Raw genomic sequence first — 18735 nt, 5'->3', positions numbered from 1 at the left:
GGAGTTAATTGTGAGAATCTGTCTCATATTGGAGGGGTGTTATCCCTACATATTTGGAGGTGTATCCACCTGGATGCACCAGTATATCAATGAAATGAAAGAGCATGAGTTTGTTTTGTGGGTGATTGGGGCAAATGCGAAGGATAAAGGGAAATTTGTCTACGAGCTTCCGAAAAATGTTGTAGAAGTTCACGAGGTCTTTCTGGATGACGCTTTGCGGCTGAAGGATTCTGGAAAAATGCTTCATGCCTTTACAGAGGAAGAGACGAACAGCCTGAAAGAGCTGATGCTGTGTAGACGCCCGAATTGGGAAATCTTGTTTCGGCTCTATCATGACCAGAAGCTGAATCCTATGTCTTTTTTAAGAAGTGAGAAATTCCTGAATATATTGACGGAGTGCTGTATAAAAGATTATCCATATACTCCGTTTGCGGATGCATTTCACACAATGCGTTCTATGCTGCTTCCGGTCCTTTATCTAATGGGAAGTGAAGTGCCCAAGGCAGATGTCTATCATGCAATCTGTACAGGATATGGCGGACTTCTTGCATGCCTGGGCGGGTATGTTTATAGGAAGAAAGTGCTGCTGACAGAGCATGGAATATACACAAGAGAGCGTGAAGAAGAGATCATTCGTGCAAAATGGGTACAGCCGGCATTTAAAAAGCAGTGGATTTCTTTCTTCTATATGCTGTCGGATATTATTTATACGAGAGCGTTTCTAGTCTCAGCATTATTTACCAATGCCATGCATGCACAGATCCAGATGGGATGTGACAAGGAGAAATGTCGTGTCGTTGAGAACGGAATCAACTATGAAAGGCTTTCCCCTATTCCATTGAAAGAGGAAGACGGATGGGTTGACATCGGTGCGATCGTGCGTCTGGCACCGATCAAGGATATCAAGACGATGATCTATGCGTTTTATGAGCTTTGCACGACAAGAGAACATGTGCGTCTCCACATTATGGGAGGCGTCGATGATGAGGAGTATGCGCAGGAGTGTTATGCGCTGGTCGATCAGCTTCATCTGGAAAATGTGATCTTTACAGGACGAGTGGATATCATCTCTTATATGGAGAAGCTGGATTTTACAATTTTGACGAGTATATCGGAAGGACAGCCGCTGTCTGTTTTAGAATCATTTGCTGCAAGGCGGCCTTGTGTGACTACAGATGTAGGATGCTGCAGGGAGCTTCTGAATGGTAACGAGGAGGATCGATACGGAAAAGCAGGATATTGTGTTCCACCGATGTATCGAGAGGGGCTTGCGCAGGCAATGGATCAGATGTGCGCTTCCAGAGCTCGGAGACTCCGCATGGGGGCGAATGCACAGAAACGAGTGAAAGCATATTATCGAAAAGAAGAAATGCTTGAAAAGTACCGGAAGATGTATCAGGAGGTGGAAGAGGCAGATGGCCGGAATCGGATTTGAGTTAAAAAAATTATTCCAGAAGCGCGGACTTGCAGCGACGGCAAAAGCGTATGGGTATGCAGGAGTGATCTGTACAGGTCCGATGCTGCTCGGTATCGTGCTGTTGGTAGGAATCGCTTTTATCTGCGATCATACCGGTGCGACGAGACATAACCGGGAACTTCTGAACTGTATGATTACTTACACACTTCTCGCTTCGTTGACCGTGACCAGTTTTTTCTCTATGGTCGTGACGAGATATATTGCGGACATGCTGTATGAAGAACGCTACGAGGCGGTGCTTTCTTCTTTCTGGGGTTCAACAGCGATCCTGCTTGTAGTCGGCGGAATCATGTATGGGATTTTTCTTCTGTTTTCAGGAATCAATCTGATCGATCAGTTTTTGTGCCTGGAGTTTTTCGGAGAATTGATCGTCACCTGGAATGCGATGAGTTATCTGACAGCGATCAAGGATTACAAAGGGATTCTTATTTCATTTATTACAGCGGTAGCGGTATCATTGTTGGTCGGATTCCTATTGATCCTGATTGGGATTCCACATGTAGAGGCGTTGATGATCGCAGTTACGATCGGTTATGGAATCATGCTGCTTTGGGATGTGACGCTGTTGTACCGTTATTTTCCGCAGAGAGAGATCAGTGCATTTTTCTTTTTACGCTGGGTGGATCAGTTCCTTCCGCTTGCGTTTACAGGCTTGTTCACGAACATCGGACTATTTGCACATCTTGTTATCATGTGGTGCGGACCGATCCGTGTACATGTTCAGGGATTATTTTATGGTGCACCGTATCATGATGTACCTGCGATGATCGCCTATTTGACGATTCTTATTACAACCGTTAATTTCGTTGTATCTGTGGAAGTGAATTTCTATCCGAAATATCGGAATTATTATAGTTTGTTTAATGACAAGGGAGAAATCAAGGATATCCTGCAGGCGGGAAAAGAGATGAGAAAGGTTTTAAACATGGAGCTGAAATATACGGCGTTAAAGCAGCTACTTACAACGGCACTGGCGATTTCGATCGGACAGCTGCTTCTGACATATCTTCCGCTTGGATTTAATGATCTTATGGAAGGATATTTTAGGACACTCTGCGTCGGCTATGGACTCTATGCAATTGCTAACACAATGATGTTGATCTTACTTTATTTTACAGATTACAAGGGAGCATTATTTGCAACAGGAATGTTCGCCGCGTGTACGACGACATTTACCTGTGTGTCTTTATTCTTCCCACAGGTGTATTATGGGTTTGGATTTTTACTGGGAAGTGCAGTGTTCTTTTTGATCTGTACACTGCGTCTTGGATATTTTATAAAAAAACTTCCGTATTATATTTTGAGCGTACAGCCGATTGTGGCAGAGGATAAAACAGGTTTCTTCACACGGCTTGGATGCTTTTTGGAAGAGAAAATAGAGAGGGGAGATAAGCTTGAAAAAATATAGATTACTTGCGTTGGGATGTGCCCTTTTATTAGGAATGTCCTGTTGCCTGACGGGATGTACCACCCCGGAGAAAACAGGGGATACTTCAAAGAAACAGACAGAACAACAGGAAGAGATAAAAAAGGCAGAGACACAGGATATCAACGACGTTCACCTCAGGGATAAGGATAGTCTCTATGAAAATGATGACGAGACAAGTGTTGTGACGATGTATCTCACCGTTTCCCGTGGAAATTCTTCAGAGGGAACGGCTCATACCTGGAAGGAGATTAACAGTTATTCGGCCTATGATTATGACAAGATGGGAGTAGAACGTTACCAGACAGCGGCGCTTCTTCAGGTTGGTGATGAGTCAGGTCCGCAGAGCGGGGAGGTTGGATATGGTGAAAATGTGCCGAATGCTACCGTGCAGATCAGAGGACAGACATCGAGCCGTAATTCGCAGAAAAACTATAAGATTGAGCTGAAGAAGAATAAGGGAACCTGGCGTGGACAGCGCACGATCAATCTGAATAAACATCAGACAGATGGAATGCGTTTCCGTAATAAGCTGTCCTACGATCTTCTGAAAGGGATACCGCAGCTGATGTCACTTAGAACCCAGTTTGTACATTTATATGTAAGAGATCTTACCGAGGGGGACAGCTCAGAATTCCAGGACTATGGATTGTACACACAGGTGGAACAGCTCAACAAGACAGGAATGAAGAACCATGGAATGGATTCGAAGGGACAGTTGTACAAAATTAATTCGTTTGAGTTTTTCCGCTATGAAGATGTAATAAAAAAAGAAGACGATCCGACCTATGACCAGAAAGCCTTTGAAAAGCTCCTGGAGATCAAAGGAGATTCAGATCATACGAAACTGATTCAAATGCTGACAGATCTGAATGATACTTCTCAACCGATTGAGGATATCCTGGATCAATATTTTGACAGAGAGAATCTGACGTACTGGATGGCGTATCAGATACTGACCGGAAATGTGGATACACAGAATCGTAATACATATTTATATAGTCCACAGAATTCAAATATATGGTATCTGATCGCGTGGGATAATGATACCTCTTTCATGAGAACCGAATATAACATTAAAAACCGTTCCGATCAAGGCAGTTGGGAATGTGGAGTCAGTAATTACTGGGGAAATGTTCTCTTTCAAAGATGTCTGCAGTCGGAGGATTTCCGTGAGGAACTTGACGCGGCGATCCAGGATCTGAGATCCTATCTCAGTGTGGATCGGATCAGTAGTATGATAGAGGAATATCGTACAGTTACTCAGAAGTATTTAAATCAGATGCCGGACCAGATGTATGCACCGTTGACTGAAGCGAAGTATGAAACAATTGCATCGGCAATCCCTTCAGAGGTAGAACAAAATTATGAACTTTATAAGGAGAGCCTGGAAAAGCCAATGCCGTTTTTTATCGGAAAACCGGTAATCGAGAGAAATATTTTGAAGTTCAACTGGGACGCATCGTATGACTTTGATGCAGAGACGGTCACTTACACAGTTGAACTGGCAAAAGATTATAAGTTTAATGAGATTGTATTTCGTAAGAATAATATTCAAATTCCGGAAGCGGAGACTACAGTTCCGGCAGATGGTCAGTATTTTGTGCGTGTCCGTGCGACAAATACATCTGGACAGACGCAGGATGCTTTTGATTATTATATAACAGACGCTGGAAAGAATTATGGTATGAAATGTTTCTACATTACAGGCGGCCAAAATGTTGAGGAAGATATTTATGAGGAATGATTTATCAAAAGAACGCTTCCGTAATGAATGGAAATATCTGATCAGTACCAGTGAGAAAGAATTGCTGGAGCTGAGGATGAAGCATTTGCTGAAAAAGGATCCAAATGCAAAGGGAAATGGTTATATGATCCGCAGCCTCTATTTTGAAGATTATTTCAACAGCGCTTATGCGGAAAAGGAATCTGGTGTCCTGATGCGAAAAAAATACAGGATTCGTATTTATGATTGTAGTGACCGTTCGATCAAGCTGGAGCGGAAGAAGAAATTCGGAAGTTATATTTATAAAGAAAGTGCTCCTCTGACAAAGGAAGAATTCTATAAGATCCTTGATGGAGATTATAAATTTTTGTTAAGCAGTCCGTATCCGTTGTGCAGAGAATTTTATGTGGAATGTGTCAGCAATCTCATGCGTCCACGCACGATCGTTGACTATGACCGTGTACCGTGGATCATGGATGAGGGGACAGTCAGGATTACATTTGACAGTGATGTGAGGGCAGCGGTCGGAAGTTATGACATCTTTGATCCGTCCCTTCCGACACTTCCGGTGCTTGAACCGGGGAAACTGGTTATGGAAGTGAAATTCACAGAGATGCTTCCACAGATCGTGCGTGACTTGCTTCCGCCAAATGCACAAGAATTCACAGCAGTATCAAAATATGTACTCTGTTATGAAAAATCGCAGTATTTATATGGATTTGAATATTGGAATGAAACACAGGAGAGAAAACTATTATGAGTATACAAGATATGATTAAGAAGTCGGTGCTGGAATCCGGCGTATTTGACAGCTTTAATGCACCGAAGATGGCAATTTCGCTGATCGTGGCGTTGCTTCTCGGAGCAGTGATCTATATGGTTTACAGCAAGTTTTATGTAGGGGTGATCTTCTCTCGGAGCTTTGCAGTTACGTTGGTCGGCATGACACTTCTCACTTGCATGGTTACTCTGGCAATCAGTACGAATATCGTGATTTCCCTTGGTATGGTCGGTGCATTGTCTATCGTACGTTTCCGTACGGCGGTGAAGGATCCGATGGATCTGCTCTATCTTTTCTGGGCGATCACGACAGGTATCACGACTGGAGCGGGAATGTATCCGTTGGCACTGATTGCAGCAGCGGTTATGATCATTATGATTTATCTGTTTTATCATAAGCAGCAGAAAGGCAGAATCTATATCGCCGTGATCCATTATCAGGGAGATGAAGCCGGTGATGAGATCATCCGCAGCTTTGGCAGAATGAAATACTTCATAAAGTCAAAGACGATGCGTGGGGAGAAAACAGAGATGGCAGTTGAGGTATTCTGTCGGCAGAATGATCTCGATTTCACAGAGAAGATCCGGAAGATCACAAATGTAGAAGATATTACATTGATCCAGTATAATGGAGAGTATCACGGATAAAATGAAAAGACTATAACTGGTTGATTCATTAAGATGATATGCTACCCTCATATAGGACAATGAAATATAAAAGTCCTATATGGGGGTATTTTCATGTTCAGAAAGAGTAAGATAGAACCAGTAGAAAAAGTAAAAATAGTCGAACGCTACCTTGCAGGAGAAATTGGCATACGGCAAGCAGGAAAAGAATTGGGAGTTGATCATCATAGTATTCGAAATTGGATTTCTATTTATCAGTATGATGGACCAACTGGATTACTCAATCAACCGAAAAACAAATCTTATTCAAAAGATTTAAAAATATCTGCTATAAATGATTATCTTAACGGAGAAGGATCTCTTCAGGATATTTGCACAAAATACGGAATTCGTTCACACAGACAGCTTTCCGATTGGATTAAGGTGTATAATTCTGGTGGAATATTAAAAACATCCACTGGAGGTGCTTACATGAAAAAAGCAAAGAACACTACACTTGATGAGAGATTAAAAATAGTAACAGATTGTCTTGCAAATGATAAGAATTATGGTGCAATGGCACTCAAATATGATTGTTCCTATCAACAAGTTCGCAATTGGGTAATACGATACGAAAAGATGGGTCAAGCGGGTCTGGAAGACAGACGTGGACGTCGTATAGCTTCTCTTCCAAGCAGAACACCTGAAGAAGAGCTACGTGACAAGATAGCTGAACTGGAAAGAAGAAATCTAGACTTACAAATGGAGAATGATCTGTTAAAAAAGTCAGAGAACTGGAAAGGAGGGGCCGCTATCTTTAATCCATCGGTTAGCCGAATATGAAGCCATCCAAAAACTAATTAGATGGACATAAAGGAATTCATGTGAATGATAAACGAGTACTTCGTATTTGTAGGAAATACGATATAAAATCAAATATTAAATGGAAACCTAAGAGTTGTACCAGAGGAGACAGAAATCCTGATCACATAGCAAAAAACTATTTACACCGTGAATTTCACGCCGAAAAACCGAATGAAAAGTGGCTTACAGATGTTTCTGAATTTAAATACTACAACGGAATAGAAGTTCATAAAGTTTATCTGAGTGCTATTTTAGATTTATATGATAGAAGGATTGTTTCCTTTAAAATCAGCGATCATAATGATAATCCATTAGTTATGGACACGTTTGATGAGGCTGTTCGTCAGGAGCCAGATGCACACCCATTAGTTCATTCTGATCGAGGCTTTCAATATACAAGCGCACAGTTTTATACTAGATTAAAAAAACATCATATGAAGCAGAGTATGTCTAGAGTTGCCCACTGTATTGATAATGGACCAATGGAAGGGTTTTGGGGAATTCTAAAACGAGAAATGCATTATAAACAGTGTTTTAATGACAGAAGCTCTTTGATTACTGCGATAGCTAATTACATAGATTACTACAACAACCAACGACTTCAAAGAAAACTGCATGTAATGACACCAATGAAATATCATGAGCAATATACAAAAGCAGCATAAAATATCGCCAGCCATAGCATGGCTGACGATACAAAAATTTATTATTTTTTATTGTCCTCTTGACAGGGAGCATACCAGAAATGATCTGAAAAGTATGGTTCCTTTTTGAAAAAGCGAGGGAGAAAGAAGAGACTTTCCCTGTGAAGTTTCTGATAAATATCAGGAAATCTTACACCGGCAAAGATACCACTTCTCGATCAGTCCGATCAGAGCATAGAGCAGCATGGCGATCACGCAGAGGATGCAGATGCTCATCAGCAGCCAGTCGAGCTTGAAGACCTGACTGCCGTAGATGATCATATAGCCAAGTCCTTCCCTGCCGCCGATAAATTCTCCGATGATCACGCCCACCAGACAGAGCCCGATATTGACCTTCATGGTGCTGATGATCGCCGGAATGCAGCTTGGGATCACGACTTTGGAGAGGGCGTGGAGCCGGTTCCCGTGGAGGGTGTAGATCAGCATGATCTTATCCGGGTCGACTTCGGAAAATTCAGAATAAAGATTCAGGATGCTCCCGAAGATTGCAACAGACATTCCGGCAATGATGATGGTTGTGCGGTTTGCGCCGAGCCAGACAATGAGAAGCGGAGCAAGTGCAGATTTTGGCAGACTGTTCAGGACGACCAGATAAGGCTCCAGGATTTCCGAAAGCTTCCGGAAGAGCCAGAGAAGGACGGTGACAAAAAGGCTGAAGAAGATTACCAGAACAAAACTGACCAGAGTTTCGTAAAGGGTTACTCCGATATGGCGGAAAATACTGCCGTCACCGGTCATTTCCAGAAAACACAGGGCAATCCGGGAGGGGCTGCTGAAGATGAAGGAGTCGATGAGTCCTGTATTTGCGGCAAATTCCCAGAGGAAGAGAAAGGCAAGCAGGATGGAGACTCTGGAAACGGCAACGATCCGTTTATGTCGGCGCCGCATATTCAGGTAATGCAGCTGGTTTTTTGAAAGTTCATTCATCCGGGTTCAGCTCCTTCCAGATTAGATTGAAATAAGTCTTAAATTCCGGGGCATTGCGGCGGGCAAGCGGGGAAAGTCCCGGATCAGAAAAGGAAACATTGACCGTTTGCCCGATGGTTGCCGGACGGCTTGTGAGAACAAGGATCCGGTCAGCAAGACTGATCGCTTCAGCAAGGTCATGGGTGACAAGGATCGCTGTTTTTTTCTCTTTTTTGATAATCTGCCCGATATCATCACTGACATTTAATCGGGTCTGATAATCCAAGGCAGAAAAGGGTTCATCCAAAAGCATGATATCCGGCTTCAGGACCAGCGTGCGGATCAGCGCGACTCTCTGGCGCATTCCTCCGGAAAGTTCGGATGGTTTTGCATTTGCAAAGGCATTCAGGCCGTATTGTGTAAGAAGGGCTCTTGCCAGTGCGAGGGAACGGGCAGTCAGTGCATGCTGGATCTCGAGACCGAGAAGAACGTTCTGATAGATGGTACGCCACTCAAGAAGTTCATCCTTTTGCAGCATATATCCGATGCCGGAAGTATTGTCCGGATGATAGCTGCCGTTTATTTTGATGAGACCTTTTTCCGGGGTGAGAAGACCTGCAATCAGGTGGAGCAGTGTAGATTTTCCGCACCCGGAGGGACCGACCAGAGCAATAAATTCCCCTTCGCGGACCGAAAAGGTGATGTCTTTCAGGGCGTAGGTTTCTCCTTCCAGTGTATGGTAAGCATAATGAACGTTTTTCAGTTCCAGTGCATATTGCATGATAATCCTCCAGATACAGAAACGATCATAAGTCTTTTACTTACAGTTTATGAGAAATAAAAAAAAGCGTGTGTGCATCTGGCTGGAATGGAGCGGAAAAAGAAAAACAGAGCAGAAAAGATATTGTGCGAAGAGAACAGCTGCATTATAATAAGAAACAAATCTGCAATATGAGGAGAGATGAACAGATGCAGAAAAAGAATTACCAGAAAGAACTGGATAAAAAGATAGAACAGATCGTATCGGAAAAGAAGGTTCCACGTCTGTTCCTTCACAGCTGTTGTGCACCATGCAGCAGTTATGTGCTGGAATATCTGTCAGAATATTTTGAGATTACGGTGTTTTATTACAATCCGAATATTTTTCCGGAATCTGAATTTGAAAAACGGATCCACGAACAGGAGAAGCTGATCCGTGAGCTTCCGGCGAAACATACGATCCATTTTCAGGCGGGAAATTATGACAGTGAAAAATTTTACGAGATGGCGAAGGGACTGGAGATGATTCCGGAAGGTGGAGAGCGGTGCTTCAGGTGTTATGAGCTCAGACTCCGGGAAGCTGCGAGATTTGCAAAAGAAGGCAGATATGATTATTTCACCACAACCCTTTCCATCAGTCCGCTGAAAAATGCACAGAAGCTGAATGAGATTGGTGAGCGGCTTGCCGGGGAATATGGAGTGGCTTATCTGGTTTCGGATTTTAAAAAGAGAAATGGATATAAGCGTTCAACCGAGCTGTCAAAGATTTACGGACTTTACCGCCAGGACTATTGTGGCTGTATTTATTCCAAAAATCAGAGAGAACGGGAAAAGAAACTTCGGGAGGAAGAGGAAAGTTCTGTGAAAAGTTAAGAGGGGAACTTTACAGAATCCGACATTCTATGGTACACTAAAGCACAGAATTACGTTGAAGAAAAGAGGGAAAGCTATGGCACAGTTATGGGGAGGACGTTTTACGAAAGAAACCGACAAACTGGTTTATAATTTCAATGCGTCCATTTCATTTGATAAACGATTTTATGAGCAGGATATCCAGGGCAGCAAGGCGCATGTTATGATGCTTGCAAAGCAGGGGATCCTGACAGACGATGAGAAGCAGCAGATTCTGGACGGACTGGAAAGCATCCGCAGGGATGTAGAGAGCGGAAAGCTTGAGATTACAGAGGAATACGAAGATATCCACAGTTTTGTAGAGGCAAATCTGATCGACCGGATCGGGGATGCAGGAAAGAAGCTGCATACCGGAAGAAGCCGTAATGACCAGGTTGCACTGGATATGAAGCTTTATACAAGAAGTGAGATCACCGCACTGCAGGGACTGGTTGTGGATATGCTCCGCGAACTTCTTGCGATCATGAAGGACAACACCGAGACGATCATGCCTGGATTTACCCATCTGCAGAAAGCGCAGCCGATCACACTGGCACACCATATGGGTGCTTATTTTGAAATGTTCAAAAGAGACCATATGCGTCTGAAAGATATTTACAAAAGAATGAATACCTGTCCGCTTGGATCCGGAGCACTTGCAGGAACTACTTATGATCTGGACAGAGCATACACCGCAGAGCTTCTCGGATTTGACGGACCGACACTGAACAGTATGGATTCGGTATCGGACCGTGATTATCTGATCGAGCTGATGAGTGCTCTATCTACGATTATGATGCATTTAAGCCGCTTCTCAGAAGAAGTGATCATCTGGAATTCCAATGAATACCAGTTTGTCGATATCGATGACAGCTACAGCACCGGAAGCAGTATCATGCCACAGAAGAAGAATCCGGATATTGCGGAACTTGTTCGTGGAAAGACAGGACGTGTATACGGTGCACTGACTTCGATCCTGACTACAATGAAAGGAATTCCGCTTGCTTACAATAAAGATATGCAGGAGGACAAAGAGCTGGTATTTGATGCCATCGATACCGTGAAAGGATGCCTGGCTTTATTTACCGGAATGCTCGCAACCATGAAGTTCAACAAAGAACGTATGCTGGAAAGCTGCAGACACGGATTTACCAATGCAACAGATGCAGCTGACTATCTGGTAAATCACGGGGTACCGTTCCGTGATGCACATGGAATCGTAGGAAAGCTGGTACTTTATTGCATCGATAAGAAGGTTGCGTTAGATGATATGTCACTGGAAGAATATAAGGAGATCTCTCCGGTATTTGAAGAAGATATTTATGATGCAATCAGCATGGAGACCTGTGTCAATAAGAGAAATACGATCGGTGCACCTGGACCGGAAGCTATGAAAAAGGTGATCGCGCTTCACGAAGCATATCTGGAAGAGTGCTAATCGTTATAAGGAAAATGAGCATTGCTGGTCACAGGTACTGGGAACAGTAACATGAGCGTTAATAAGTAGACATAGTTTTTCAATTGTCAGGGTTGAAAAATGTCGGAAAATGCGCTATGATATACAAATCGCGCGTACAAATGTGCGCATTAAAAAGACAAAACAGGAAATGAGGACATAAAAATGGATCAGAAATTAAGAGTAGGTATTCTTGGTGCAACAGGAATGGTAGGACAGAGATTTATCTCTCTGCTGGAAAATCATCCGTGGTTTGAGGTAGTAACACTGGCTGCAAGCCCGCGTTCCGCAGGGAAGACATATGAAGAAGCAGTCGGAGACCGCTGGAAAATGGACACTCCGATGCCGGAAGCAGTCAAGAAGATCGTTGTACATAATGTCAACGAAGTAGAAGAAGTTGCAAAGACAGTTGACTTTGTATTCAGTGCAGTTGATATGTCAAAAGATGAGATTCGTGCGATCGAGGAAGCATACGCAAAGACAGAGACACCGGTTGTATCTAATAACAGTGCCCACAGATGGACACCGGATGTACCGATGGTAATCCCGGAAGTAAACCCAGAACATTTTGCAGTCATCGAAGACCAGAAAAAGCGTCTTGGAACTACAAGAGGATTTATCGCAGTAAAACCAAACTGTTCGATCCAGAGCTATGCGCCTTGCCTTGCAGCATGGAAAGAATTCGGACCAAAAGAACTGGTTGTTACAACCTACCAGGCAATTTCAGGTGCAGGAAAGACCTTTAAAGACTGGCCGGAAATGGTAGAAAATATCATTCCATTCATTGGTGGAGAAGAAGAAAAGAGCGAGCAGGAACCGCTTCGTGTTCTTGGCAGAGTTGAAAATGGACAGATCGTAAAAGCAGATTCTCCGAAGATCACATGCCAGTGTGTACGTGTACCGGTTCTTAACGGACATACCGCTGCCGTATTTATCAATTTTGAAAAGAAACCAACCAAAGAGCAGCTGATCGAAAAACTGGAAAGTTTCAAAGGCTTCCCGCAGGAAGCAGAGCTTCCGAGTGCACCGAAGCAGTTCATCCGCTATATGACAGAAGACAACCGTCCGCAGGTGAAACTGGATGTAGATTATGAGAACGGAATGGGAATTTCTATCGGACGACTCAGAGAAGATTCCCTTTACGATTATAAATTTATCGGACTTTCCCACAATACAGTCCGCGGTGCGGCAGGAGGAGCTGTTCTCTGTGCTGAGACACTGACTGCAAAAGGCTTTATCACAAAGAAATAGCTTTTGCAGGAAAGTTTAAAAGAAGTTAACTTTTCTTTCTTCTGATTCAGTGGTAGAATGAAATTATACCAGTGTAAAGGAAGAGTGAAGGTGGGCTAATATGAAAAAAGAAATGCAGAACTATACACAGAACAGAGAACTGTCCTGGCTGAAGTTCAATCAGAGGGTACTGGAGGAAGCAAAGGATTCTTCAGTACCCCTTCTTGAAAGAATGAAGTTTGTATCCATTTTTACAAGCAACCTGGATGAATTTTTTATGATCCGCGTAGGAAGCCTGTATGATATGTCGCTTACGGATAACAGCACGATCGACAGCCGTTCGGGGATGAATCCGAAAGAGCAGCTGGATGCAATCTTTGCGGCTGTAGCACCATTGTATAAAGAGCGGGACAAGACTTACTCGGAAATCAAGAAGCTGCTGAATCCATACGGTGTCTGTGGACTATCGATAAAAGAGCTGGAGCAGCAGGAAAAGAAGTATGTGAAAAAGTACTTCAAAGACCAGATCCTACCGATCCTGTCTCCACAGATCGTGGATGCCAATCATCCATTCCCACATCTGCTCAATAAGGAACTGTATGTGATCGCAAGTCTGAAGCAGAATGGAACTTCCATGATTGGAATCGTACCGGTTCCACAGTTTGTGTCAGACATTTTATATCTTCCGGGCCATGATATCCGTTATATTCGTATGGAAAAGGTGATCATGGAATATCTGGATGTGGTGTTCGACAAATACGAGGTATCGAACAAGAATTATATCTGCGTGACAAGGAATGCAGATGTGTCGCCGGACGATGAGGCACTGGAGATCAATGATGATTTCCGCCTGCTGATGCAGGAAACCCTTCACAAGCGCCGCAGAATGGCAGTGGTCCGCATGGAGACAGCGGAGCCGCTGGATAAGGAACTGGAAAAGTATTTCTGTGACAAATTTAAGATCACACCGGCACAGATCTACCGGACCAAGATGCCGATGAAGCTGGATTATATTTTTTCGATTATGGATAAGGTTCCGGCATCGCTGAAACGTTCTCTGATCGACGAACCGTTTACTCCGCAGCCGTCCCGCTATCTGACGGATGGAAAAGTGATTCCGCAGGTAAAGAAAAAAGATATACTTCTTTCTTATCCGTATGAGAGTATGGATCCGTTTCTGCGTATGATCAAGGAAGCGGCTTATGATCCGACCGTTCTTACGATCAGGATCACAATCTACCGTCTGGCAAAGAAGGCACGGCTGGTAGAGTACTTATGTGCAGCGGCCGAGAACGGCAAAGAGGTTACGGTTTTGATCGAGCTGAGAGCCAGATTCGATGAACAGAACAATATTGACTGGTCCGAACGTCTGGAAGAGGCAGGATGCCGTGTGATTTATGGATTTGAAGGTTATAAGGTGCATTCCAAGATCTGTCTGATCACTTACCGGAACCGCAACAATATCGAGTACATTACGCAGGTGGGAACCGGAAACTACAATGAAAAGACAGCGACGATGTATACGGATGTGTCGCTGATCACAGCGGATAAGGGAATCGGAGAGGATGCAGCCGTCTTCTTCAAGAATATGTCCATTGGCAATCTCAATGGAAGCTATCAGCACATTATTGTTTCACCGACCAGTCTGAAACCAAAGGTGCTTTCACTGATGGACGAGGAGATCAAAAAGGGAACGAACGGACGGATCATCATGAAGATGAATTCTGTGACGGATGTAGATTTTATCCAGAAGGTTTCCGAGGCATCGAATGCAGGGGTGAAGGTGGATCTGATCGTCCGTGGGATCTGCTGTATTCTTCCGGGAGTCAAAGGGTACACAGAGAATCTCCGTGTGACCAGTATTGTCGGACGTTATCTTGAGCATCCGCGTATTTTCCTTTTTGGAACCGGAGCGGATCAGAAAATCTATATCGGTTCCGCAGATATGATGACGCGTAATACGGAAAAACGCGTGGAAGTGGCATGTCCGGTTTACGATGAAACTATCAGGAAACAGCTGACACATATGCTGAAGATCATGCTTGCGGACAATGTAAAAGCGCGGGAATTAAAGAGTGACGGCAAATACTACATGAAAGAAAAAGGAACTTCAAAAGTCAATTCCCAGGAATATTTTATGCGTGAAGCAATCACCGTCAGACATCCGGAAGGACGGACAAAACAAAGCTTCGTTGATAAAATCCGGAAGATTTTTCGAAGAAAATAATTTGTTTTATGTTCTGAATATGATATGATAAAAAAGTGGAGCTGGTATCAGCTTCACTTTTTAAACGCTGTGAGAGTTGCTATAGCGTGAAAATACAGGAGTACAAAATTATTATATGGGTAAATCGGTATATATTGCAGAAAAGCCGAGTGTGGCACAGGAATTTGCCAAGGCACTGCATTTGAATTTGAAAAGAAAAGACGGATATCTGGAATCAGATGAGGCGATCGTAACCTGGTGTGTTGGTCATCTTGTCACGATGAGTTATCCGGAAGTATATGATGAAAAGTATAAGAGATGGTCTTTGCAGACACTGCCATTCATTCCGCAGGAATTTCTCTATGAGGTGATACCGGGAGTAAAGAAGCAGTTTGAGATCGTAAAAGGAATACTGACCAGGAAGGACGTAGACCGGATTTATGTCTGTACCGACTCGGGAAGAGAAGGAGAATACATTTACCGTCTGGTGGAACAGATGGCAGGCGTAAAAGGGAAAGAACGCCGGCGTGTGTGGATCGATTCCCAGACGGAGGAAGAGATCCTCAGAGGAATCCGTGAGGCGAAGGATCTGTCAGAATACGATAATCTGTCAGCTTCGGCTTATCTCCGTGCGAAGGAAGATTATCTGATGGGAATCAACTTTTCCAGACTTCTGACACTCAAATATGGAAACAGCATTTCAAATTATCTTGGGAATAAATACACGGTTGTATCTGTCGGACGTGTGATGACCTGTGTCCTTGGAATGGTCGTAAGGCGGGAACGGGAGATCCGTGAATTTGTTAAAACGCCGTTCTATCGTGTGATCGAATCGGTAAATGTAGACGGACATACTTTTACCGGTGAGTGGCGTGCAGTGAAAGGTTCGGCTTATTTTGAGTCTCCAAAGCTCTACAAAGAGAATGGATTTAAAGAGAAAGAGGAGGCCAAAAAGCTGATCGCTGTTTTGAAAGAGGGAACATCCCCTCTTACCTGCCGGATTGTATCCATCGAAAAGAAAAAAGAGAAAAAGAATCCGCCACTTCTGTTTAACCTTGCAGAACTTCAGAACGAATGCTCCAAACGGTTCAAGATCAGTCCGGATGAAACGCTCCGCATTGTGCAGGAGCTTTACGAGAAGAAGCTTGTCACCTATCCGAGAACAGACGCCAGAGTGCTTTCGACGGCAGTATCAAAGGAGATCACAAAGAACCTGAACGGGCTGAGTAAATATCAGATGACTGCACCATATATGCAGGATATTCTGCATTACGGAGCATATAAAAATTTGGCAAAGACGCGTTATGTCAATGACAAGCAGATCACGGATCATTATGCAATCATCCCGACAGGACAGGGACTTTCAGCATTGAATTCGGTATCTGCAACGGCTCATCGTGTGTATGATGTGATCGTCCGGAGGTTTCTGAGTATCTTCTATCCTCCGGCAGTTTATCAGAAAGTGGCGTTGGTAACACAGATCGGAAAAGAACAGTTTTTCTCCAACTTCCGTGTACTTGCGGAAGAAGGATATCTGAAGGTGGCAGGGGTCCCTGCCCCAAAGAAAAATGCAAATGGAAATGACGCGGAAGGAGATGGAAGTGATAACAATGTGGATCTGGATGCCGCATTTTTTGCATCCATCCAGAAGTTAAAAAAAGGTGATATCCTGGATGTGAAATCACTGGATATCAAAGAGGGAGAAACTTCACCGCCGAAGAGATACAATTCCGGTTCCATGATCCTTGCGATGGAAAATGCAGGTCAGCTGATCGAGGATGAGGAACTTCGTGCGCAGATCAAAGGAAGCGGGATCGGAACCAGTGCGACCAGGGCGGAGATCCTGAAAAAGCTCTTCAATATCAAATATCTGGCACTGAATAAAAAGACGCAGGTGATCACACCGACGCTTCTTGGAGAAATGATTTATGATGTGGTGTTGAATTCTATCCGTTCACTTCTGAATCCGGAGCTGACGGCAAGCTGGGAAAAGGGGCTTAACTATGTGGCAGAGGGAGAAATTACATCGGATGAATATATGACAAAACTGGACCATTTTATTGTCAGCAGAACCAACGGGGTACTGGGACTGAATAACCAGTATCAGTTAAGAAGCTGCTATGACAGAGCAGCAGTATTTTATAAAAAAGAAACCAAAGGCAGAGTATTGAAAGGAAAGAAAGAATGAAAAAAATGACGGTTAAAGAAATGTATACGCTGGAAGAGACAATCGCAAAGGATTTGTTTGAAGGAGTGACCTACCCGTGGGAAGTACTTCCGAAAATCAGCAGTTTTATCCTGGAACTGGGTGCGTCTCTTCCGGAAGAAGAGTATGAAAAACGTGGAGAAAATGTGTGGGTTGCCAGATCCGCAAAGGTTGCACCGACTGCATTTATCGGCGGTCCGGCGATCATCGGGAAGGACGCAGAGGTAAGACACTGTGCGTTTATCCGCGGAAATGCGATCGTAGGAGAAGGGGCAGTTGTCGGAAATTCTACCGAGCTGAAAAATGTGGTCCTCTTCAATAAAGTACAGGTTCCACATTATAATTATGTGGGGGATTCAATCCTTGGATACAAGTCACATATGGGAGCAGGTTCTATCACATCTAATGTGAAATCCGATAAAAAACTGGTGGTTGTAAAGACGCCGGAAGGAAATATCGAGACCGGTATGAAAAAGTTCGGCGCGATGCTGGGTGACCATGTAGAAGTTGGATGTGGAACCATTCTGAACCCGGGAAGTGTAGTAGGACCGCATACCAATATTTATCCACTTTCTTCGGTTAGAGGATTTGTGCCGGGAGGAAGTATTTACAAATGTGCAGGTGAAGTGGTTGAAATGAGACAGGAGTAATGACGGATGAAGCTTACAATACTTGGAACGGGAAATGCAACAGTAACGGAATGTTATAATACATGTTTTGCCCTCTCGGATGGAAACAGGCATTTTCTGGTAGATACCGGCGGCGGAAACCGTATTTTAAAGGTGTTAAAAGACACCGGGATCCAGCTGGAAGACATTCACGATATTTTTATTACCCATGAACATATCGATCATCTTCTGGGCGTGATCTGGCTGATACGGATGATCGGGCAGAAGAAGATCGGCCAGGGGAAATATGAGGGGAATCTGCGGATCTACTGCCATGAAGAACTGGCAAGATCAATCCGCATGATCGCAGAACTTACGATCCAGAAAAAGGTGACGAAATATTTTGATGACCGGATTCTTTTTGTGCCGGTGCATCACGGAGAGACAAAGGAAATCCTTGGCTGTCCGGTCACCTTTTTCGATATTTTTTCCACGAAGGCAAAGCAGTTCGGATTTACGATGCTGCTTCCGAACGGAGTGAAGTTTACCTGCTGCGGTGACGAACCGTACAATGAGAAAGATTATGAATTTGTGAAAGGCAGTGACTGGCTGACCCATGAGGCGTTCTGCCTGTATGGAGAAGCAGATAAGTTCAAGCCTTATGAAAAGCACCACAGTACTGTGAAAGAAGCATGTCAGCTTGCCGAGGAGCTTCAGATTCCGCATCTGATCCTGTATCATACGGAAGAGATGCATCTTAAGGAGAGGAAAGAGCTTTATACGCGGGAAGGACGGGAGTACTATCACGGGAAGTTGTTTGTACCGGATGATCTTGAGGTGTTTGAGCTTTAGATTGCAGGACGGGTGGTCTGCGGGAAAATAGAAGACGG

The 18735-nt window shown here is 43.8% G+C and carries 16 protein-coding genes; 14 read left to right on the top strand and 2 right to left on the bottom strand.

The window, feature by feature from the left end; all coding sequences use genetic code 11:
• Window positions 1-10 precede the first annotated feature (10 nt).
• The 7 genes from pelF to PGQ33_RS01150 all read left to right on the top strand — a co-directional run bounded on the left by pelF (window position 11) and on the right by PGQ33_RS01150 (window position 7544).
• Window positions 11-1435: a GT4 family glycosyltransferase PelF gene (gene pelF, locus PGQ33_RS01180; RefSeq protein ID WP_330663197.1), complete on the top strand. Its 1425-nt coding sequence runs from the start codon at window positions 11-13 to the stop codon at window positions 1433-1435.
• Complete coding sequence (gene pelG, locus PGQ33_RS01175; protein WP_270205087.1) at window positions 1416-2885, top strand: exopolysaccharide Pel transporter PelG; 1470 nt, start codon at window positions 1416-1418, stop codon at window positions 2883-2885. The genes pelF and pelG overlap by 20 nt, the downstream gene beginning before the upstream one ends.
• Window positions 2872-4650, top strand: coding sequence for a CotH kinase family protein (locus PGQ33_RS01170; protein ID WP_270205086.1), 1779 nt, complete (start codon window positions 2872-2874; stop codon window positions 4648-4650). The genes pelG and PGQ33_RS01170 overlap by 14 nt, the downstream gene beginning before the upstream one ends.
• Window positions 4640-5389, top strand: a complete 750-nt coding sequence (locus PGQ33_RS01165; protein WP_195502002.1) for a polyphosphate polymerase domain-containing protein — start codon at window positions 4640-4642, stop codon at window positions 5387-5389. The genes PGQ33_RS01170 and PGQ33_RS01165 overlap by 11 nt, the downstream gene beginning before the upstream one ends.
• The gene (locus PGQ33_RS01160; RefSeq protein WP_055282628.1) at window positions 5386-6057 is read left to right on the top strand and encodes a DUF4956 domain-containing protein; all 672 of its coding nucleotides are present in this window, start codon (window positions 5386-5388) and stop codon (window positions 6055-6057) included. Before PGQ33_RS01165 ends, PGQ33_RS01160 begins: the two co-directional genes overlap by 4 nt.
• A 93-nt stretch (window positions 6058-6150) precedes the next feature.
• Complete coding sequence (locus PGQ33_RS01155; protein WP_270205085.1) at window positions 6151-6858, top strand: helix-turn-helix domain-containing protein; 708 nt, start codon at window positions 6151-6153, stop codon at window positions 6856-6858.
• Window positions 6859-6893: 35 nt separating this feature from the next.
• Complete coding sequence (locus tag PGQ33_RS01150; RefSeq protein WP_330663212.1) at window positions 6894-7544, top strand: IS3 family transposase; 651 nt, start codon at window positions 6894-6896, stop codon at window positions 7542-7544.
• A gap of 159 nt (window positions 7545-7703) precedes the next feature.
• On the opposite strand, the gene PGQ33_RS01145 is transcribed toward PGQ33_RS01150, so the two are convergent.
• A complete protein-coding gene (locus tag PGQ33_RS01145) occupies window positions 7704-8510 on the bottom strand; it encodes an ABC transporter permease (protein WP_022220124.1) in 807 nt (268 codons plus the stop codon).
• Window positions 8503-9270: an ABC transporter ATP-binding protein gene (locus PGQ33_RS01140; protein WP_270205083.1), complete on the bottom strand. Its 768-nt coding sequence runs from the start codon at window positions 9268-9270 to the stop codon at window positions 8503-8505. The genes PGQ33_RS01145 and PGQ33_RS01140 overlap by 8 nt, the downstream gene beginning before the upstream one ends.
• 188 nt (window positions 9271-9458) lie before the next feature.
• Here PGQ33_RS01140 and PGQ33_RS01135 point away from each other — a divergent pair, with 188 nt between their 5' ends.
• From PGQ33_RS01135 to PGQ33_RS01105, 7 genes are all read left to right on the top strand, one after another.
• Window positions 9459-10121 carry an epoxyqueuosine reductase QueH gene (locus PGQ33_RS01135; RefSeq protein WP_055248342.1) on the top strand — a complete coding sequence of 221 codons (663 nt, stop codon included), beginning with the start codon at window positions 9459-9461 and terminating at the stop codon, window positions 10119-10121.
• Between the two features lie 76 nt (window positions 10122-10197).
• Complete coding sequence (gene argH, locus PGQ33_RS01130) at window positions 10198-11577, top strand: argininosuccinate lyase (RefSeq protein WP_270205082.1); 1380 nt, start codon at window positions 10198-10200, stop codon at window positions 11575-11577.
• A gap of 183 nt (window positions 11578-11760) precedes the next feature.
• Entirely contained in the window at window positions 11761-12846 is a 1086-nt protein-coding gene (gene asd / locus PGQ33_RS01125; protein ID WP_008372310.1) for an aspartate-semialdehyde dehydrogenase, read from the top strand.
• Between the two features lie 100 nt (window positions 12847-12946).
• On the top strand, window positions 12947-15052 hold the full coding sequence (gene ppk1 / locus PGQ33_RS01120; protein WP_055248284.1) for a polyphosphate kinase 1: 2106 nt from the start codon (window positions 12947-12949) through the stop codon (window positions 15050-15052).
• Between the two features lie 115 nt (window positions 15053-15167).
• Window positions 15168-17219, top strand: a complete 2052-nt coding sequence (locus tag PGQ33_RS01115) for a DNA topoisomerase (RefSeq protein ID WP_270205081.1) — start codon at window positions 15168-15170, stop codon at window positions 17217-17219.
• On the top strand, window positions 17216-17887 hold the full coding sequence (locus PGQ33_RS01110; protein WP_270205080.1) for an acyltransferase: 672 nt from the start codon (window positions 17216-17218) through the stop codon (window positions 17885-17887). Before PGQ33_RS01115 ends, PGQ33_RS01110 begins: the two co-directional genes overlap by 4 nt.
• A gap of 6 nt (window positions 17888-17893) precedes the next feature.
• Window positions 17894-18697 (top strand): MBL fold metallo-hydrolase, encoded by an 804-nt coding sequence (locus PGQ33_RS01105; RefSeq protein ID WP_055156598.1) that lies wholly within the window; start codon window positions 17894-17896, stop codon window positions 18695-18697.
• Window positions 18698-18735 lie beyond the last annotated feature (38 nt).

The organism is Coprococcus sp. AM100_B19A (assembly GCF_027662015.1).
In the GTDB taxonomy this organism is placed as follows: Bacteria; Bacillota; Clostridia; order Lachnospirales; family Lachnospiraceae; genus Allocoprococcus; species Allocoprococcus comes.
The sequence above is the reverse complement of the archived record's forward strand: the minus strand, read 5'-3'. Positions and strand labels throughout refer to the sequence as shown.

Bases quoted from the DNA above. Each gene is read 5' to 3' on its own strand.
- pelG (WP_270205087.1), top strand. From the start codon at position 1,416: ATGGCCGGAATCGGATTTGAGTTAAAAAAATTATTCCAGAAGCGCGGA.
- ppk1 (WP_055248284.1), top strand. From the start codon at position 12,947: ATGAAAAAAGAAATGCAGAACTATACACAGAACAGAGAACTGTCCTGG.
- PGQ33_RS01105 (WP_055156598.1), top strand. From the start codon at position 17,894: ATGAAGCTTACAATACTTGGAACGGGAAATGCAACAGTAACGGAATGT.
- PGQ33_RS01110 (WP_270205080.1), top strand. From the start codon at position 17,216: ATGAAAAAAATGACGGTTAAAGAAATGTATACGCTGGAAGAGACAATC.
- argH (WP_270205082.1), top strand. From the start codon at position 10,198: ATGGCACAGTTATGGGGAGGACGTTTTACGAAAGAAACCGACAAACTG.
- asd (WP_008372310.1), top strand. From the start codon at position 11,761: ATGGATCAGAAATTAAGAGTAGGTATTCTTGGTGCAACAGGAATGGTA.
- PGQ33_RS01145 (WP_022220124.1), bottom strand. From the start codon at position 8,510: ATGAATGAACTTTCAAAAAACCAGCTGCATTACCTGAATATGCGGCGC.
- PGQ33_RS01155 (WP_270205085.1), top strand. From the start codon at position 6,151: ATGTTCAGAAAGAGTAAGATAGAACCAGTAGAAAAAGTAAAAATAGTC.
- PGQ33_RS01115 (WP_270205081.1), top strand. From the start codon at position 15,168: ATGGGTAAATCGGTATATATTGCAGAAAAGCCGAGTGTGGCACAGGAA.
- PGQ33_RS01165 (WP_195502002.1), top strand. From the start codon at position 4,640: ATGAGGAATGATTTATCAAAAGAACGCTTCCGTAATGAATGGAAATAT.
- PGQ33_RS01140 (WP_270205083.1), bottom strand. From the start codon at position 9,270: ATGCAATATGCACTGGAACTGAAAAACGTTCATTATGCTTACCATACA.
- PGQ33_RS01135 (WP_055248342.1), top strand. From the start codon at position 9,459: ATGCAGAAAAAGAATTACCAGAAAGAACTGGATAAAAAGATAGAACAG.
- PGQ33_RS01160 (WP_055282628.1), top strand. From the start codon at position 5,386: ATGAGTATACAAGATATGATTAAGAAGTCGGTGCTGGAATCCGGCGTA.